The 15,694-nt window shown below is 52.0% G+C and carries 11 protein-coding genes and 1 tRNA gene; 5 read left to right on the top strand and 7 right to left on the bottom strand.

Annotated features, from left to right (window positions below; all coding sequences use genetic code 11):
* Positions 1–263 precede the first annotated feature (263 nt).
* From H8K29_RS05220 to H8K29_RS05230, 3 genes are all read right to left on the bottom strand, one after another.
* Positions 264–1,835 carry a chemotaxis protein CheW gene (locus tag H8K29_RS05220; RefSeq protein WP_186896716.1) on the bottom strand — a complete coding sequence of 524 codons (1,572 nt, stop codon included), beginning with the start codon at positions 1,833–1,835 and terminating at the stop codon, positions 264–266.
* Positions 1,832–3,526, bottom strand: a complete 1,695-nt coding sequence (locus tag H8K29_RS05225) for a PAS domain S-box protein (protein WP_186896717.1) — start codon at positions 3,524–3,526, stop codon at positions 1,832–1,834. Before H8K29_RS05225 ends, H8K29_RS05220 begins: the two co-directional genes overlap by 4 nt.
* Before the next feature lie 409 nt (positions 3,527–3,935).
* A tRNA-Arg gene (locus H8K29_RS05230) sits at positions 3,936–4,010 on the bottom strand.
* A gap of 176 nt (positions 4,011–4,186) precedes the next feature.
* Here H8K29_RS05230 and H8K29_RS05235 point away from each other — a divergent pair.
* Positions 4,187–6,103: an ATP-binding cassette domain-containing protein gene (locus tag H8K29_RS05235; RefSeq protein WP_186896718.1), complete on the top strand. Its 1,917-nt coding sequence runs from the start codon at positions 4,187–4,189 to the stop codon at positions 6,101–6,103.
* 70 nt (positions 6,104–6,173) lie between these two features.
* A complete protein-coding gene (locus tag H8K29_RS05240; protein ID WP_186896719.1) occupies positions 6,174–6,797 on the top strand; it encodes a hypothetical protein in 624 nt (207 codons plus the stop codon).
* A 318-nt stretch (positions 6,798–7,115) separates the two neighbouring features.
* Here the strand turns inward: H8K29_RS05240 and murB are convergent, their stop codons facing one another.
* Positions 7,116–8,144 (bottom strand): UDP-N-acetylmuramate dehydrogenase, encoded by a 1,029-nt coding sequence (gene murB, locus H8K29_RS05245; protein WP_186896720.1) that lies wholly within the window; start codon positions 8,142–8,144, stop codon positions 7,116–7,118.
* 87 nt (positions 8,145–8,231) lie between these two features.
* Here murB and H8K29_RS05250 point away from each other — a divergent pair, with 87 nt between their 5' ends.
* Both H8K29_RS05250 and H8K29_RS05255 read left to right on the top strand, forming a co-directional pair.
* Positions 8,232–8,723, top strand: coding sequence for a YajQ family cyclic di-GMP-binding protein (locus tag H8K29_RS05250; protein WP_186896721.1), 492 nt, complete (start codon positions 8,232–8,234; stop codon positions 8,721–8,723).
* Positions 8,724–8,775: 52 nt separating this feature from the next.
* Complete coding sequence (locus tag H8K29_RS05255; RefSeq protein ID WP_255423266.1) at positions 8,776–9,459, top strand: TIGR02281 family clan AA aspartic protease; 684 nt, start codon at positions 8,776–8,778, stop codon at positions 9,457–9,459.
* A 30-nt stretch (positions 9,460–9,489) separates the two neighbouring features.
* Here H8K29_RS05255 and aroG read toward each other — a convergent pair whose 3' ends face one another.
* On the bottom strand, positions 9,490–10,557 hold the full coding sequence (aroG, locus tag H8K29_RS05260) for a 3-deoxy-7-phosphoheptulonate synthase AroG (protein WP_186896722.1): 1,068 nt from the start codon (positions 10,555–10,557) through the stop codon (positions 9,490–9,492).
* 68 nt (positions 10,558–10,625) lie between these two features.
* On the opposite strand from aroG, the gene H8K29_RS05265 reads away from it, so the two are divergent.
* Positions 10,626–10,763: a hypothetical protein gene (locus H8K29_RS05265; protein ID WP_186883193.1), complete on the top strand. Its 138-nt coding sequence runs from the start codon at positions 10,626–10,628 to the stop codon at positions 10,761–10,763.
* A 100-nt stretch (positions 10,764–10,863) separates the two neighbouring features.
* Here H8K29_RS05265 and H8K29_RS05270 read toward each other — a convergent pair whose 3' ends face one another.
* On the bottom strand, positions 10,864–11,283 hold the full coding sequence (locus tag H8K29_RS05270; protein WP_186896723.1) for a tetratricopeptide repeat protein: 420 nt from the start codon (positions 11,281–11,283) through the stop codon (positions 10,864–10,866).
* Positions 11,284–11,286: 3 nt separating this feature from the next.
* The gene (locus H8K29_RS05275; protein WP_186896724.1) at positions 11,287–15,627 is read right to left on the bottom strand and encodes a cellulose synthase subunit BcsC-related outer membrane protein; all 4,341 of its coding nucleotides are present in this window, start codon (positions 15,625–15,627) and stop codon (positions 11,287–11,289) included.
* Positions 15,628–15,694: the final 67 nt, after the last annotated feature.

Genomic DNA, 15,694 nt, shown 5'->3' on the forward strand with positions numbered 1-15,694 from the left:
GATTTCCATCCTTGTCTCAGGCTCGCCATCTGGCGATGGCACATTACCGTATCAGCATGCCCTTACCGGGCGGTAAATGAAGGTTTTTTAATGAAAATATACTGGGGGGAGTATTTTTTACACCCTTTATTTCATGCCGACAATCAGCATGAAATCGCAGATACTCCCCCTATTTTCAGTAAATAAAGGATGAGGGCAGAGGCAAAATAGTTGCCGTCAGACGGGGCATGGAAAACGACGTGGCAGCGATTTTTCGTCAGCGTTCAGGATGCCAGCGCCTGCTGCAAAGGTAAATATTCTGCCGGATTCAGAATGCTGTAAGTTTTTTCCTGATCCTGATCGCGGACGGTGATGATCTGAGTGACGCCACTTTGACGCCGCCCAAATGCCGCAATTTTGCCGCTTCTGGCGGGTAGCAGTATCAGCAACTGCTCAACCGCAAGCCCGATCAGCATGCCGTCGATACGCATGATCAGCACGCGGCGTTCCGGGCTATCCGGCGTTGGCGTCTGATTGCTCAGCATACGCAAATCCCACAAGGCCAGGGTCTGCTGATTCCAGATAAAGTTACCCAGCTGCGCAGGGTTTCCCGCTGTATTTATATCAAGCTGAGCCGGAAAATAAATGATGGCCTCCAGCCAGCGCATGCCGACCGCCCAGGCACGTCCGCCCTGCACCACCACATGCGCTTGTAACGCAGCATCCAGGTCCGTCTGACTCTGTTGATCTGGTTGTTGGGTTTGCTGGTCTTGTTTGGCACCCTCTGCTTTCTGGCTCAGCGCACTCAGGGAACACGTATTCACTAATTCAGCGCCATCGACCAGCAATAAGCGTTCCGCCGCATTCAGATGCAACACGCCGCTTAATACCGTGTTGACAGGTAAACCAGCACTGGCAGCCGTTTGCGCTGCGCTGGTATCGAGTGGCGTCACCGCGCGGGCGACCTGCACCGGTAAGCCCGCATAACGTCCCTCGCTGCCCAGTATCACCAGCAAGTTTTCTTGCGCTGATGCCGTCGTGTCGTGCGCAGATTCATCCGCTGCTTGCGGTGGTAAGCCTAATGCCGCCATCGTGCGCAAGACCGGCACATCACGTTCGCGCCAGATGGTCATGCCCAGCCACGCCGGATGGCGTCCTAATATCGTGGTAACGACAGGCATGGAAATCACAGCGGCAACATCGGCAGCGGGAATCGCCAGTACCTGTCCGGCAAGTTCAAACAATGCATGTGGCACTGTGCTGGCTGAGGCTGAGGCTGAGGCTGAGCCAGCGGCAGCGGCAGCAGTTGCGGCCAATTCGCTATCGGCTGCTGCGATGGAAGTCGCAAACTCCTCATCCGCCGCACTCCATACCTGTGACAGCCGGATCAGCGCATCGACATCAAGCAGACCCAGAGCCTGCGACTCTTGCTCACCAGCGGCAATACTGACGGTGGAATGAAACAATTCTTCGTCATCCTCACGCTGAACCACGCGCTGAATCTGACTGCCAGGGACGCGCTGCAAACCTTCAACCTGATCAATCGCCACACCGACCAGATGCGCATTCTGCTTCAATAACAATATCTGTCCCGGCAACTCGCCGCGTTCATCCGGCCACGGTAACCAACGCCGCAAATCGAGCAATGGGATGGTCTGCTGTCTATACACAAACACACCTGCAATCGCCTGATCGCGACGTGGCAACAGCGTCAGCTGCGGCTGTCGGATCGCCTGCACGACATCCTTCAGCGGCACAGCAAAACGCAAATCACCAAGCCGGCAGAATGTCATGCTCAGGCTGCTGTCGTTGCGATGCGCGCCGTTCAACGCTACCGATGTTGCGGCAAGGGTCACAGGCGCTCCGTCGATTGATTCAATTCGTTGAGCAAGTTCACAACGTTGCGGGTCGCATCCGCCTGCTCGCTGGTTGCGCCATAAATAGCGGCGATCGATTGCGTGGTGTTATTCATGGAATCGAGAATCCGCGCAAACGAATCGCCGACCTGTTCCGACAAGCGCCCGCCCTCATCCACCCGCGTCACGGTTTGCGTGATCAACTTGGCGATCTCGCGTGCTGCCAGCGTCGATTTTTCTGCCAGCTTACGCACTTCGTCAGCCACCACGGAAAAGCCCAGCCCTTGCTCGCCAGCGCGTGCGGCTTCGATCGCCGCATTAAACGCCAGCAAATTCGTCTGGCTCGCGATATCGGCAATCGTGTTGATAATTTCGTTGATGTCATTTGACGATTTCTGTATCGCCTGTATCGCTTCTTGCGAACGCTTCAGCACGCCGCTGCCGTCGGCCGCATGTTGCTGCGTTTTCTGCGCCAGAGCATTCGAGTGTTCAGAACTCTTGGAAATACTGTCGATTGATGCGGACAGTTCATCAAGTATGCGCGTGATCGATTCGACTTTTTCTGAAATCAGGTTTTCTCTATCCACCTGCTCGGTAATATCCACCGCATATTTCACGACCTTGTACGGCTTGCCTTCCAGATCAAGGATAGGATTGTAGGTTGCCTGTATCCAGACTTCTGCGTCGTGTTTTCCTATCCGTTTATAGCGCCCGCTTTTAAACTGGCCGTCCGCCAGATCCGCCCAGAAATGCCTGTATTCCAGCGATTTGACCAGTGCTGCTTCACAAAAAATTTTATGGTGCTGGCCGATGATTTCCTGTTCGGTAAAGCCGAAAGTACGCAAAAAATTAGCATTCGCCGTCAGGATATTTCCCTGTAAATCGAATTCAATCACCGCTTGCGAACGGGAAATCGCATTTTGCTTGCCCTCAGATTCTGCCTGTCTGCTACGCAGCTCTGTAATATCGGTCGCAAACTTCACGATCTTGTATGGCTTGCCATCCGGATCAAACACCGGGTTGTACGACGCCTGTATCCAGATATCCTTGCCATGCACATCGAGCCGTCGATACACACCGGCATCAAATTCACCACGCCCGAGGCGTTCCCAGAAATTCAGATATTCGACAGAGCGCGCTTCGTCCTGCGTGCAAAACAGGCGATGATGCTGCCCGGTTATCTGTTCGATGTTGTAGCCGAAAATCTGCAGAAAATTCTGATTCGCCGCTAACACTTTGCCATCAAGAGAAAATTCGATCACCGCCTGCGCGCGGTCTATCGCATTGATTTTTCCCTCATCGTTCGCGCGTCGTAATTTTTCAGCGGTGATATCGGTCGCAAATTTGACGATGCGTGCGGGCTTGCCATCGTCGCCCATGATGGGGTTGTAAGACGCATGCAACCAGACTGTTTTGCCGTCTTTACCGTAGCGATGAAATTCACCCGAATACGTTTCGCCCTTGGCTAACTTACTCCAGAACTGGCTATATCCTATGCCGTTGACATAAGACGGCTCGCAAAAAATCTTATGATGCTGGCCGACCACTTCGTCAAGCGCGTAGCCCATCGTTGAGAGAAATAATTCATTCGCATGCAGGATATTGCCTTGCAGATCAAATTCGATAATCGCCTGCACGCGGTTGAGCGCTTCGATCAAGGCATTCTGGCGAGAGATACTGGACTGGTTCATGGCGGTGCTCTTTATGTTTGATACTCAGTGATGATGGCTGAATCAGCCCACTGCGCTGGGAACGTGAAGGAACGCTCTGGCCGGCACGCTCGTGGCTGAAAGTACGCATGCCGCTAAAAGCGAAAAATAAGCTGAAAAAAGCCACCGGAATAACATCGCTAAATTTGACAGATGATTAAAAATCAGCGTTGCATTGTTTTTATGTTTATGGGTGCAATCGTTTGATTCTATAGGATATTCAGCCGCAGCAATGGCTGATTGCCAGTAGGAAATAATATTTAACGAATCAGCCGCGCATCATTGGCGATCAACACTGACCGCTAATCACAACAACAGACGGAAAAGTACGTTGATTACTTTGATTACTTTGATTACTTTGATTACGTTGAGGAATGAGATGTGCCAGGACTGGTCCCGCCGACAGGAATCGAACCTGTATCTTACGCTTAGGAGGCATACGTTCTATCCATTGAACTACGGCGAGACACGGTGTGAACAGCGGCAGGCGCGGTTCAGCAAGCCCGCCATCTTACCTGAGCAGCCCCTAACAATCAATCAAGGTCACATCAAGATCGCTAAGCGCCGGGCTGCCTGTCGTACAATACGGGTTTTCTCCAATGTAGTCCGGCATGATCTGCCGTACTGATCTCACAGGTATTTATGGCAGTTATCTCATTAAGCGATGCCCAATTGGCATTCGGTCACGTTGCTCTGCTCGATCATGCAGAGTTTTCTCTTGAAACCGGCGAGCGCGTCGGTCTGATCGGCCGTAACGGCACAGGCAAATCTTCTTTACTGAAAATTATCGCCCGCACTTCAAAAATCGATGATGGTCTGCTGGTGCAGCAACAAGGTCTGAAAATCGCGTATGTGGAACAAGAACCGCAATTTGACCAGAACATCAGCGTGTTTGACGCGGTTGCTTCCGGCCTCGGTGAATTGCCTGCGCTGTTGCAAGAATATGAAAGCCTGACCGGCCAATTCGGTGGCGATAATGATGATGCGCTGATGGAGCGTATGCATGATATCCAGGTCAAGCTGGATGCAGCCGACGCCTGGAGCCTGGGCAATAAAGTCGAAACCACACTCGATAAACTCAATCTCGGTAAAGACGCGATTATGGGCACCTTATCGGGCGGGATGAAAAAGCGGGTGGCGCTGGCCTGCGCGCTGGTCAGTGCGCCGGATGTGTTGTTGCTCGATGAACCAACCAATCATCTGGATTTTTCCTCGATTCAGTGGCTCGAAGGTTTGCTGAAAGATTTCAAAGGCAGCGTACTGTTCATCACGCATGACCGTAGTTTCCTCGACAACGTGGCGACCCGCATCGTTGAACTCGATCGCGGCAAGCTGACTTCGTATCCCGGCAACTTCACCACTTATCAGACCCGCAAAGCAGAGCAACTGGAAAATGAAGAAGTGGAAAATGCCAAGTTTGATAAATTTTTGGCGCAGGAAGAAATCTGGATACGCAAAGGCGTGAAAGCGCGCCGCGTGCGCGATGAAGGCCGAGTCAAACGCTTGGAACAATTGCGTCTGGCGCGCAGTGCGCGACGTGAATTGCAAGGTCAGGTCAAGCTCGATGTCACCACCGGCGAGCGTTCCGGCAAGATCGTCGCCGAATTGGAAAATGTCAGCAAATCGTTTGGCGAGAAAGTCATCGTCAGAGATTTTTCCAGCATCATTATGCGTGGCGACAAGATAGGTCTGATCGGTCAGAACGGCGCCGGTAAAACCACCTTGCTGAAACTGATACTTGGTCAGGAAACACCGGATAGCGGCACCATCAAACAAGGCAGTAAATTGCAGATCGCGTATTTCGATCAGATGCGCGCACAGTTAAACGATGAAATGAGTCTGGCAGAAACGATTGCGCCGGGCAGTGATTTTGTTGAGATCAACGGTCAGCGCAAACATGTGATGTCGTATCTGGGCGATTTCCTGTTTGCGCCGGAACGTGCCCGTTCACCGGTCAAATCTTTGTCCGGCGGCGAACGCAATCGCCTGTTGCTGGCGCGCCTGTTCGCCAAACCAGCGAACGTGCTGGTGCTCGATGAACCGACCAATGATCTTGATATCGACACGCTGGAATTGCTCGAAGAATTACTCGAAGAATATACCGGCACGGTGTTCCTGGTCAGCCATGACCGGACTTTCCTCGACAACGTCGTTACACAGGTGATCGTCTCTGAAGGTGAAGGTCAGTGGCGCGAATATATCGGCGGTTACAGCGACTGGGAACGTTACAGCAATTCCGTCGCCAAATCCGCAGTGAAAGCGGACAGCAAACCAGCCGCGAGTGTCGCCAATACAGCAGCGACGGCGACGGCCCCAGCCGCCGCGAAAGCCAAAAAGCTCAGCTACAAAGAGCAACGCGAGTTGGAAGAATTGCCTAAGCTGATCGCGCAACTGGAAGCAGAGCAAGCCGCGATTACCGCGCAACTCGCCGATGCTGACTTGTATAAAAATGGACCGGACGAAGCAAATAAATTGAATGCGCGCTTTGCCGAGATCGATGAGGAATTGCTAACAGCGCTGGATAAATGGGAAACCATCGAAGCCAGAAGTAAAGGCTGAATCCAACCGCAGTAAAGCAAAGAGAGGTGCACGGATGGCACCTCTCTGCATTTGGACTACAGGAGTCACTATGAAGACACGACGCGAACTATTCTCAGCATCAACCGTGCTCGGCAGCTTGCTGCTGGTTCTCAGTATGACGACGGGTGCGCAGGCGCAAACCCTGTATCGCTGCGGCAATTCATATCAGGACAAACCCTGCGACAAAGGCCAGAAAGAGCAGATCTTAGGCAAGCTCGCCACCACAGACAATACGAATAAACCGGTGGTCGATGCGTCGTGCCGCTTGCGTGGCGAAGACGCTAAAAAAATTATCTGGATGCGTGAAGCCGGTGCGACGCAAGAGCGTGTTTTGTCTGAAGCTGGTACCGAAGAGCGCAAGAAACTGATCAATGAAATTTACGCGCAACGTGGCAATGCTGCGGATGTACGGGCCGCGGTTGAAAAAGAATGCATGGATGAAAAACAGCGTGCAATGAATGCCGCCAAACCTGCAGCACCAGCGACACCAACGTCGGCCTCGGCACCTGCTGCCAACGAAAAAGCCGCATCGGCAAGTGCTCCCGACAATGGCGAAGCGGCGCGTAAAAAAGCGATGTGCGATAAGGTGCGTGAAGCGCTGGTCAGTCTGCGTCAGGCAGGCAATGCGGGCAACGCCGACAAGGATTTAAAAAGCATGGGTTGCGATCGTTGAACCGTGTCAGCACATGAGACTTTGCTGTCAGCATGGTTTTGAATTTGCCCGATAGTGCCAAAATACGGCCAAAGACGCGCCAAAAGGCCTTAAATATACTCCCCCCAGTATATTTTGAAGCCCTTTATTTATGCTGAGATAAAGGCGATTTCATTAAAAAAGAGGGGGAGTATCCGTATTTCGACAAAAAATGCGGCGAATGCATCAGATTTTCAGCCTGCTTGATCTGCGTTGAAAGGTGTGCTGAAACCGGTGCGGAAATGAACGGCATCTTGAGCTTAGCCGACACCGTTCTGTGCTGCTGCCATCAAACAGAAATCAGACAAACACCGGTTCAATTTCCAGCGTGACCGCAAACTTCGCCAGCACATCGGCCTGCACCGCCTGCGCCAGCGCGCGCACTTCTGCGCCACTCGCACCGCCGCGATTCACCAGCACCAAGGCCTGTTTTTCATAGACACCGGCACGTCCCAGATTTTTTCCTTTCCAGCCGCAACGTTCAATCAGCCAGCCTGCCGCCAGTTTGTACTCGCCGGATGCTTGAGGATAACTGACCAGATCGGGATAGTTCAGCAACAGCGCATCGCGCTGTGCCGCGCTCACCAGCGGATTTTTGAAAAAACTGCCGGCATTACCTATCACCTGCGGGTCGGGCAATTTCGCCTGACGTATCGCGATAATCGCATCGCTGACTGCGCGTGGCGAAGGCGCGCTGATCGCTTGCAGTTGCAGATATCTGGCGACATCGGCGTAACCAATTTTAGGCTGCCATTGCTTGGGCAAAGCGAACTGCACGCTGGTAATCGCCACGCGGTCTTTCAGCGCATGTTTGAAAATACTGTCGCGGTAGGCGAACTGGCACGCAGCCTTATCCAGCACCAGTATCTCGCCAGTGGCAAAATCAAACGCTTCTAGCTGAAACAAAGCGTCCTGCACTTCCATGCCATACGCGCCGATATTCTGTATCGGTGCCGCACCAACCGTGCCGGGAATCAGGGATAAATTTTCCAGCCCGCCCAGACCCAGCGCCAGCGTCCATTGCACGAAAGCGTGCCAGTTTTCACCGGCCTGCGCCTGCACATAAACAAATTCAGCATCTTCGCCGATGATGGATTTGCCGAGTAAATCCATCTTCAGCACCAGCGCATCGACCTGATCCGACAACACCAGATTACTGCCGCCGCCCAAGATCAGGCGCGGCATTGCAGCCAGCACAGGGTCGTCGCGCAACGCCTGTAACTGGTCGATATCGGTGACGGATAAAAAGTAATTCGCCTGCGCCGCAATGCCAAAAGTATTGTACGGTTGCAGCGAAACGTCGCGGGAAAAAGAGAGATTCGTCGTCATAGGGTGCAAATTATAGCTGCTGCGCTTTGTGACAGCCGCGCATTTGATAAAATGACGCACGTTTATTTATTTCACCAAGGAAGCACTATGCCCTCATTTGATACCGTCTCTGAAGCAAACATGGAAGAAGTGAAGAATGCGGTCACGCAATCGAACAAAGTCATCACCAATCGCTTCGACATGAAAGGCACCAGCGCCAAAATCGAACTCAAAGATAAAGAGCGCGAAGTCGTGATTTTTGGCGATACAGAATTCCATCTGGATCAGATTATTACTGAGCTGACGCAAACCATGGGAAAACGTAAAGTCGATGTGCGTTTCCTGGATTTCGGCAAAGTCGAAAAAATCGGCGGCGACAAGGTCAAGCAAGTCATCAAAGTCAAAAATGGTATTGAGACAGAAGACGCAAAGAAAATCGTCAAAGTGCTGAAAGACAGCAAAATGAAAGTGCAAGCCAGCATACAAGGCGATGCGGTGCGGGTTCAGGGCGCGAAGCGCGATGATCTGCAGGCAGCAATGGCTTTGCTGCGCAAGGAAATCAAAGATTTGCCGCTGGAATTTAATAATTTCCGCGATTGATTTGTGCTGCGGCTATTGTGCAATATCGCGCAATCTTGGACGATATTGCACGATGTCCCGTGATATCCGCTTCGTTCCGCCTTCCGACCTCACACCGAAAGTCACCATGAAACGCTTTGCCCTGCTGCCTCTTTTATTGTGTTCACTGACGTCCTTCGCAACGGACGTCGGTGTGGTCGGTTTATTCCCGGGCAAGGCGATACTGGTGGTCGATGGCGCGCCGCCCAAGGCTTATGCGGTAGGCAGCGCGCTGAGCAGTGATACGAAACTGGTTGATGCGGATCGCGAATCGGCCACCATCGTCAGCAACGGCAAACGCTACGTGCTGGTGATGGGGCAAACCGTGCACCGCTCGGCCGCCAGCAGCGGTAACAGCGTGGTTCTGAAAGCGGGTGACCGCGGGCATTTTATGGCCCCCGCGATGATCAACGGCGTCAGTGTGAATATGATGGTCGATACCGGCGCCAGCCTGATCGCTTTGCCAGCAGCCGACGCGACGCGCATTGGTCTGAATTACAAAGCGGGTCGCATGGGACGGGCCAATACGGCTGGTGGCGTCGTCAATACGTATCTGATCAAGCTCGATACGATCAAGATCGGTGACATCGAATTACATCAGGTGGATGCGTCCGTCATCGAAGCAGGCCTGACGATGCCTTTGCTGGGCATGTCGTTTCTGAACCGCATGGAAATGCGTCGCGAAGGCGATCAGATGACCCTGAGCAAACGTTTCTGATCAGGGTCACAGACACCAATAAGGCAGCACTTACGCTGGTTGCGCCTCAACTACGCGACGCTGTCTGACCGCCGCTGCCAGACCTTCCAATACCTTGACACTGGAATCCCAGTCGATACAACCATCGGTCACAGACTGACCGTACACCAACTCCTGACCCGGAACCAGATCCTGACGTCCGGCCACCAGATGTGACTCAACCATCACGCCGACAATACGCGTGTCGCCAGCAGCAAGCTGAGCGCCGATATCCGCACAGACCGGAATCTGGTTCGCTGGATTTTTCGAGCTGTTGGCATGCGATGCATCGATCATCAGGCGCGCAGCCAGACCGGCTTTCGCAATATCCTTGCAGGCAGCATCGACACTCGCTGCATCGTAATTCGGCGTTTTTCCACCGCGCAGAATAATGTGACAATCTTCGTTACCATTGGTCGAAACAATCGCTGAATGACCGCCTTTTGTCACTGATAAAAAATGATGCGACTGCGAAGATGCCTTGATCGCATCGACCGCAATTTTGACATTGCCGTCGGTGCCATTCTTAAAACCAACCGGGCAAGACAAACCTGATGCCAGTTCACGGTGAACTTGCGATTCTGTGGTGCGGGCACCGATGGCACCCCAACTGATCAGGTCAGCAATATACTGCGGGCTGATCACATCGAGAAATTCAGTACCGGCAGGCAAGCCGAGTTCATTGATATTGAGCAGCAGTTCACGCGCGATACGCAGGCCATCATTGATGCGGAAGCTGTTATCCATGTACGGATCGTTAATCAAGCCTTTCCAGCCGACGGTAGTGCGCGGTTTTTCGAAATACACGCGCATGACGATTTCTAATTCACCGGCAAAACGCGTGCGCTGCTCCGCCAGACGACGTGCGTATTCCATCGCAGCTTTGGTATCGTGAATCGAGCAAGGACCAATCACCACCATCAGGCGATCATCTTTGCCGTGCAGAATATTGTGTAAGGCGGTGCGCGCATGCGCTGCGGTTTCAGAGGCTTTCACAGAACAGGCAAACTCACGGATCAAATGTGAAGGTGGAACCAGTTCTTTCATTTCGCGTATGCGTAAATCATCGGTACGGTGCATGTTCTCTCCTGTGTCTTTCAAGTATAAATAAGTGCAAATGGTTGAATTTGTGGCAAAAAAAAACCGCCATGACTGGCGGTTTTTTCAGAAATCTGGTTGAGCTTTTTTTCTTTGTGCGCTTACCTTCTTCCGACCGCCTGTGGCTTGGAATAGCTAAAGTAAAAAAAGAAAAAGAAGTGCGCAAGTTTCATAAATTAGGCGTTTAGCTTGAATCGCTATATTAAATTTTGATAAAACTTAAAAAGTTCGGCATTGATATTGCATCAAAAATCAGCAATTGGCAAGCCAAATCCCGCCAATTCGTATTTATTTTTTCCAGAGCGCTGGTGGTTCCGGCGGAATATCACCTTCAGGATACACATTCATGATGGGTTTGCTCTGCTCTTTCAATTTCACTTGCGGTACGTTACGCCCCATCCATTGCCGCATACTGGTCAGATTTGTCGCAATATCACGACGCTCAGGATTAAGCCGGACGGCGCGCTCCAGCAAATTCAGCGCGTTTTCATAATCGCCTTGCGCAGCAAGAGACACCGCCTGATTATTTAATGCGGATGCATCAAATGGATTTACTTTCGCCGCTTCAGCAAATTTTTTACTGGCTGCAGCGGCATCCCCTTCAGCCAGATGTACCCGCCCTTCTGCCTGTAAATCCGCAGCACTTACCTGGGTTGATAACAGCAACGTTGTCGACGCAACGATCAAGGTATTCATGATAGTTTTCATCGGTCAATTTCCCAGATAGTAAGGCTTAGGCGCAATCGGCGGGAACGAGACCTGACCTCGCCGTGGCTCGAACGTGTAACGGATATACAGCATGCCGCTGGCATCGGTAAAGTCACCGGAATTATCGGCAGACAACCTGCCGCCCAAAGTAAAATGCGGCGACAGCAAATACTCTAATGCGCCGGAAATTTTGTATTGCAATCCGGTATGCGACTGCCCCGCATAGCTGCTGGCGATATTCAGTGCCGGATTCGCCGCCGCAAATAATTCCAGTTCGGTCTGATCTGCACTGATCAAAGGGTAATACGGTGCCGCATCTTCGCGGAAATGCTGGACACCAACCGAAGCACCGGCCTGATACGACAACTTGCCATAACGTCCGCTGATTTCCAGCGGCACATTCAGAGCGACATACGATTGCGGGCTGAAATACCCACCGTGACCGTAAGTGAAGTAACGCAGATTCTTTTTATAGAAACTCGAATTCAGGCCGAGCCCCGTTGTGACTGTGGTGTCTTTGGTCCGGTAAGCACGCCAGTAAATACCGGCACCAGCATCGACCATCGTGTTTTTAACGACGTTTTTACCATTGATGCCATACAGGCCAAGCGCTCCGTAAACACCGCCATCCTCGCCATCGTAGGACGCATCCAGACGCAAGCCGTTTCTGGTGACGCCACCCCAGTTCAGCCCGTACAGGCTGTCTTTTGCTCCTGCATACGACAGATAACTATCCGTCACAGAACGACGGGACACTTCTGCACTGAAATTCAGACCGTCCGACTGCGTGCTCCAGCGCAGCCCGCCGACGACATTCTGGATAGGGAAGTTCAAAGGACTGGAACCGACATCGAGCTTCACGCCGGCTAATTCATAACTCAGATTCAGCGCAACTCCTCTCGCCACCTGCTCTATCGAAGACGCATCTGATAAGCCGCGCGTTCTGGCCTGCGTTGAAAAAGCGACTTTTGCGAATTTGGCCTGTTCATTGAGTATCGTATTGCGACCGAACTGACCTGCGATATTGGCATCATTCAGTTGCAAGGTACCGGCATCAATCACAACCGGAATCACCTTCAGGCCAAACTGGCCATAACCCAAGGTAGTGATATGTGCTTCTATCGGTGTTTCCAGATCCTTCAACTGCGATAAACCGCTTTGTCCGCTGCGTGCGCGGGCAGCAAATCCGGCGGTGACTTCAGAACGATTAAGCTCATTGAGCGCATCAATCTCTTTGATCAGCGCGGCCTCTTCTGCACTGACAGGTGCCGTTGACTTGGCAGATGATAGCGGTGAGACTTTTTTTACCTCGGCTCCGCTAACTGCATTTCCTGCTACAGGCTTTGCTAGTGGTAAAGGGTTACTGCGGATCACCGCAGAACCCTGAGATACTGGTGGCGCAGCAGGCACGCTGAGTAATGCCGGCGCGTTCACTGGTTTGCTGCCGGCATTGCCAGCAACAGCCACGCCAGTTGAGTTACTGACGGCGGCGGGTATAGCTGTCGTAGTTGTTGTACCTGATGTACTTGTCGAACCGGGGGTAACTCCATTCGCAACAAGCGGTGTTGCAGAGACCGGCGCGACCACTACGGATGTTGCACTTGCAGGCTTCGCCGCGGCAGCATATTGCGGTGCAAGTTGTGGCACCTCTTTCAATACCGGTGGCGTGGGCGTCGCTGGCGCACTCGCTGATGCTGTTACTGGTGCTGCGACTTGCGTCACCGCCGGAACAGCGTCAGCCTTACGTTCGGCAAAAGGATTGACTTTGAAATTGTTGAGGTTGTTAGCAACCGAACCTGGTGTGACCAGACGCAAACCATCAACACCTGCGCCGGACAATGGGCGCTGCGCCTGTTCCAGTGCCAGTGCTTTTTTGAAGTAGCCTAAGGCTTTGCCGTTATGCCCCTGTGCCCGTGCAACATTCCCCGCCAGCGCAATAAAGCGCGGATTCTCTGGCTGCATGCGCATTAATTTATCAAGGTAGTTTTCGGCGCCACTGAAATCTTTGATCTGTATTGCTGCGAATACCAGTCCTTGTAATACCTCGGGATTATCCGGATCGGTTTCCAGTACTTTGGTGTACAACTCTTTTGCCGGTTCGCTGTCACCAGCAGACGAATAAATACGCGCCAACGTCAGCAGCAATAAATTATCGTCCGGCGTCTCTATCAGATAAGGCTGGATATAAGCATAAGCCGCCGCGTAGTCTTTTGCTTCTCTGGCGCGCTCGGAGTAACGCATGGACAATGCCTTTTGTAATTGCTTAAAGGATTTAATTTCATCCTCCTGCAATTTCGGCATCGCTGCCACCTTACGCATGACGGCTTCCAGCTCGGCTTCCTGATTCGCCTGCATCAAGGTGCTGGCGTATTGCAGCAAAAGGCTGGCGGAAGGTTGCTGCGTATTTTGTACCGCCTGCCGTATCATGGCAAAACCGCGTTCGGTATCGCCTAACTTGATGTACAAGGCCGCAAGAGTGCCGATGTACTCGTTATCTGTTCCTGCGGCAGCTTCAATCTGTGTCAGGATTTCCCTGACCTGATCGACATACCCACGTTTGTTCAGAAGATCGATACGGTCAAGCTGGACGCGTATCCATAATTGCTTTTGCAAGGCAAACATTTCTGGTTTGCGCGCGTTAGCAGGGACGCGCTCCAATGTTTGCAAACCCTCCCACCAGAGCTGCTGCATCTGACTGAGCAAGGCGCTGACATAAAGCGCCTCTGCATCGGGCTTTTCAACATTGGTCAGCGCATCTAACAATGCCTGCGCCTGCGGTGCCATGTTCCGTTTCAGATAAATTTTGGCCAGCGACATTCTTAACCAGGCATCTTCCGGCTTGATCAGAATCGCGTCTTCCAACACCCTTTGCGCGCCGACGATATCGCCTGCTGCTTCAAGTTGCTTGGCCTGAGCCGCCATTTGTTCAGACTTCAGATTCGCGACGATCGCGAGGTGACGAGGTAATAAATATTCACCGAGCGCCTCCAGATCACTGAGCCGCTTCTGCAAAACATAAATCCCGATCAGGCCATCGAGCGCGCGCATTTCTTTTTTATCTGCATTAAAAACACGCTTAAAGTTTTCTTCTGCGCCAGCCATATCGTTTTCAGCCTGCAACGCATCGGCGAGTTGTAAAAGTCCGGATGGCTCGGTGCCATTGATCTCAACTGCTTTACGCAATAAGGCGATCCCTTTTACGCTGTCAGCATCTTCAAAAGCGGTGCGTGCATCTTCGATCAGTGCCCAATAATTGGCACCATCAAATGCTTGCTTCCAATTCGATTTGGCTTTTGCGGATGAAAAATCTAAGGCTTTTTGCAGGAATTTACGCGCTTCAATAAATTCTTCCTGGCGCATTTTGACCAGCCCCATGCCACCATAACCAACAGGATCTTTAGGATGAGATTTGATCAGTGACTGGAATTCTTTCTCTGCCGTCGGCACATCATTGGCATCCAGCGCTTTAAACCCGATTGCAGATCCTTTTGCTAAAGGACTCTCAGGCTTCGGCTTATTCACGGGACGACGCTCTTCCTGCGCATCATTCCTGACCGGACGATTCACGCTCGCAAGTTTGTCTTGTATGGTTTTATCCTGCGGGTGTTTTTCCAGATAGTTCCGGAAATACTTACTGTTGCTGCTTTGCAGCCCCATCCAGGTTAATGCCTGACGCCATGCCTCTTCCGCCTGCCTGGATACGTCAGCTTTACTGGTCAGACTCTCCAGCAAGGCTAGGCCTTCCGGTCTGCTGGCATCGCGGTAAGTCAGCGTTTGCGCATAAGCCAAAGCATATTTATGGTTGGAGGGATTTTCTTTCGCCAGTTTTTCAAGGCCGCGTTTTGCCTCGGCATAACCAGATTTAGTACCGGCCAGCACCTGATAATATTCAAGCGCCGCATCACCTTTCAGGCGGGACGCATCGCCGATCATACGATAACTGTCCGCCGCGGCTTCGGTATCGCCTTGCTGCGCCAGTCTTCTGGCATTTTCAAGCTGAGACTTGCCCCCGGCAGTACCGAGACTGATCGCTTTTTCTACCAGACGAATTTGCGCACTGCCTGCTTTGATTTCTTTCAGCTTATCAAGGTGATTTTTCGCTAAATCAGCATTGCCGCTGTGAGCGTCGAATATACCCAGTGCGACCAATGCCTCAATATTATTCGCATCGACTTTCAGTACCTTACGCCAGGCATCGGCGGCGTTATCGTCACGACCACGTTGCTCCCAAAAATGTGCCTGTTCAACTAATTTCTGGGTCAGAGGAGAGTTTGCAAAAGCAGTGCTGCATTCCACACACATCGCTAAAAGCGCCAACGCCATCGCTTTTCTTTTGAAAACCATTACCATCCCCTATTCAACACTTTGATGAAGCGATCTCTACCTCAATTGGAGATTTTGAAATCTGCTT

Source organism: Undibacterium sp. CY21W (assembly GCF_014284265.1).
Taxonomy (GTDB): Bacteria; Pseudomonadota; Gammaproteobacteria; order Burkholderiales; family Burkholderiaceae_D; genus Undibacterium; species Undibacterium aquatile.

Bases quoted from the DNA above. Each gene is read 5' to 3' on its own strand.
- H8K29_RS05225 (WP_186896717.1), bottom strand. From the start codon at position 3,526: ATGAACCAGTCCAGTATCTCTCGCCAGAATGCCTTGATCGAAGCGCTC.
- H8K29_RS05235 (WP_186896718.1), top strand. From the start codon at position 4,187: ATGGCAGTTATCTCATTAAGCGATGCCCAATTGGCATTCGGTCACGTT.
- H8K29_RS05240 (WP_186896719.1), top strand. From the start codon at position 6,174: ATGAAGACACGACGCGAACTATTCTCAGCATCAACCGTGCTCGGCAGC.
- murB (WP_186896720.1), bottom strand. From the start codon at position 8,144: ATGACGACGAATCTCTCTTTTTCCCGCGACGTTTCGCTGCAACCGTAC.
- H8K29_RS05250 (WP_186896721.1), top strand. From the start codon at position 8,232: ATGCCCTCATTTGATACCGTCTCTGAAGCAAACATGGAAGAAGTGAAG.
- H8K29_RS05255 (WP_255423266.1), top strand. From the start codon at position 8,776: ATGTCCCGTGATATCCGCTTCGTTCCGCCTTCCGACCTCACACCGAAA.
- aroG (WP_186896722.1), bottom strand. From the start codon at position 10,557: ATGCACCGTACCGATGATTTACGCATACGCGAAATGAAAGAACTGGTT.
- H8K29_RS05265 (WP_186883193.1), top strand. From the start codon at position 10,626: ATGACTGGCGGTTTTTTCAGAAATCTGGTTGAGCTTTTTTTCTTTGTG.
- H8K29_RS05270 (WP_186896723.1), bottom strand. From the start codon at position 11,283: ATGAAAACTATCATGAATACCTTGATCGTTGCGTCGACAACGTTGCTG.
- H8K29_RS05275 (WP_186896724.1), bottom strand. From the start codon at position 15,627: ATGGTTTTCAAAAGAAAAGCGATGGCGTTGGCGCTTTTAGCGATGTGT.